Here is a 2,689-nt window from a genome sequence, read left to right on the forward strand (position 1 = left end):
AACCAGCACATCAAGAGATGAACTGGGGATTTTTATTATTTAGGGGTTCATACACATATAAAAAGGGACTAATAGTCCAAAGTAGTTCAAAAACTACTCAACTGTTAGACCCCCGAATTATTCATCAAATAGTTGTAAGAGATCGATCGGTGCCGGATCTGGTTTTGGACGATCAGTATCTTCACCTAATACGGCAGTTTCCATATACTGGTCCAATCCTTTAGATACAAAGTCGAGTCTATACTGTTTCTTTAGCTTGGAACTGACAACGGCCTGACGGACTTGTTTATCGTGAAAGATCTTGAGCACTTCTTCTACATGAGGAGGATAAGGTAAAGCCCCTTCTTCAAACGCATTGACGTATTGAAACCAGCGGGCATAGTTTTTTTTGGATTTTTGATCGAAAGCTCTTCCATGACTTTTTTATCGAGATACGATGCGAATTTCAACACCTTTTCATAGGGCCGGTTTTCATGAAGTTCTTCCTGAATGATCTTTTGTAAGGGAATCATATTCATCTTGATCGTATCCAGTAAAGTACCATCAATATCATAGAGGACGGCCTGATATTTTTTCATTGTCTTTTCTCCTGTTTCTATATATCTTTAACGGTTTGAACGTAGGATCATTCAATTGGTTTTTGGTAAAAGGAACCATAGAAATGATTAGTCTTATACGAATTGATAATCACATTTGGTTTTACACTTCGTATACAGTCGATGGCATCTCTTTCTTCGTATGAACTAACGATCGTTTTACATATGTAATATTTCTTTTTACTATAAGCACCATATCCTGGTATAATAGTCATTCCGTGACGGAAATTTTCTATGAATATATCACTGACAGTTTCCGGATCATCGGTTGTTACTTCAAGGGTTACCTGTGCATATCTATGATAGAATCCGGAAATGGTACGAGTTGATATAAACTGGAAGACGATAGAATAACCGGCCGGCTCCCACCCGAAGAACAATCCGAAGATAATGATGATGATCGCATTAAAGATAAAAACATAATCCCATAAGCTTTTATGGATCTTGTTGGATACATATAAGGCAATAAAATCGGTTCCTCCGGTCGAACCATCGGCTTTTAGAGCCAAAACGATGGAAATGCCGTATAAAAAGCCTCCAAAAAGAATATTTAAGATCTTATCATCAAAAAACGGAGCAAATTCAAAGAGTTGAAGGCCTAAAGAAACTAAGCCGAATTGTAGGAAACTCAGAAATGTAAAGCGTTTGGATACGCTTTTATAACATAATAAAGCCGCCGGAATATTCAATAGAAGAATCCCTAAAGAAGTGGAAAAATCAAATCCAAATAAGGCGGAAATCTTATTGATAAGGATTGCCACACCGGTAAAACCGCTGGAAAGCAGGTTACATGGATTCATAAAGACTTGAATGACATACACTTGTCCAATAGCACTTGCGATTGTCAGAATGACGGAAAAAATGAATCGCAGTTTTGTGCTTTTTTGCATATTTTTAATTGTATCAGCCATAGCGTATCTCCTTAAGACTCTTGCATTATAGAAAAATGAGAGAGGAAGCGAGTGTAATTCTTTTTCCTAGACAAAGGAAGGAAACAAATATTTCCTAATGCTAGAAAATAATCAGAACTCAAACAGAATCGTTTACACGATACAATAAAATCGAGGAGGGAGTTTTCATTGAACAAAAGACAGGAACGAATCATAAAATTACTCGATGATTCAAAAAGCTGGATCACCGGAAAAGAATTATCCCGCTTGATGGACGTATCGGATCGTACGATTCGCAGCGATATGGATTCGATCAACCGTCATTACGGAAAAAGCCTGATCGAGTCCAGTGTAAAAAACGGGTATCGAATCAATTCGGAAGTCATGGCCAGTCTTCCTATCGAAGTAACCCCTTTGATTCCTCAGACACCGCAGGAACGCTGTACGTTTATGATTCAGGAGCTATTGAAAAAGAAAGAGATCAATCTTCTGGATTTACAGGATCAGGTGTATATCAGCGGTTATACGATCGACAATGATCTAAAGAAAATCAGAAAACAGTTAGAGCCTTATGAAGGGTTAAAGATCGTACGTTCTAAAAACTATATTCGCTTACATGGAAATGAAGAAAGTAAAAGAAAACTCTATAAAGATCTGTTAGAACAGGAAACCCGTGGTAATTTCTTAAATTTGAATGGTTTAGCTTCGTTATTCAGCGATTTTGATCTGATGTATATCAAACAAGTCTTGGAAGAGGTTTTAAGCAGCTATGATTATCGTGTTCGAGATACTGCTTTTCCGATGTTGTTGATGCATGTCGGGGTGTCGATCGAACGTATGATCCATCATAATTATGTGAATCAAGATATCAACCAGCAGGTAAAAAATAGTTTGGAGTATCAGATCTTTCATGATTTTTTCTGTCAGTTGACCAAAACTATTCGCATTGAATATATCGAAGAAGAAGTTTGCATGCTTGCCCTTTTATTGATGGGTAGACGTTCTAAAGACTATACACGTGATGAAGTGGAACTGCATGGACACTGGTATAGAGTCAGTGAACTGATTGATCGAATGTTGGAATCAATCCATGATGAATTCGGTATCGATTTTCAGGAAGATCAAGATCTACGAAATGGCTTAGGTATGCATGTGCGTTCTTTATTGGAGCGAAAACGCAAAGCGGTCTACATTGAAAATGTC

At 37.5% G+C, this 2,689-nt stretch carries 3 protein-coding genes and 1 pseudogene; 1 reads left to right on the top strand and 3 read right to left on the bottom strand.

What is annotated here, in order from left to right:
* Positions 1-117: 117 nt before the first annotated feature.
* From U0M88_RS04910 to U0M88_RS04920, 3 genes and pseudogenes are all read right to left on the bottom strand, one after another.
* Positions 118-336, bottom strand: a pseudogene (locus tag U0M88_RS04910) (HAD hydrolase-like protein); the annotation flags it as partial.
* Complete coding sequence (locus tag U0M88_RS04915) at positions 315-578, bottom strand: HAD hydrolase-like protein (protein ID WP_331869094.1); 264 nt, start codon at positions 576-578, stop codon at positions 315-317. The pseudogene U0M88_RS04910 and the gene U0M88_RS04915, both read right to left, overlap by 22 nt.
* 47 nt (positions 579-625) lie before the next feature.
* Positions 626-1,507: a YitT family protein gene (locus tag U0M88_RS04920; protein ID WP_331869095.1), complete on the bottom strand. Its 882-nt coding sequence runs from the start codon at positions 1,505-1,507 to the stop codon at positions 626-628.
* Positions 1,508-1,675: 168 nt separating this feature from the next.
* Here U0M88_RS04920 and U0M88_RS04925 point away from each other — a divergent pair.
* The coding region (locus U0M88_RS04925) for a BglG family transcription antiterminator (protein WP_331869096.1) at positions 1,676-2,689 on the top strand (1,014 nt) is incomplete at its 3' end.

The organism is Faecalicoccus sp., from assembly GCF_036552745.1.
Classification (GTDB): Bacteria; Bacillota_I; Bacilli_A; order Erysipelotrichales; family Erysipelotrichaceae; genus Faecalicoccus.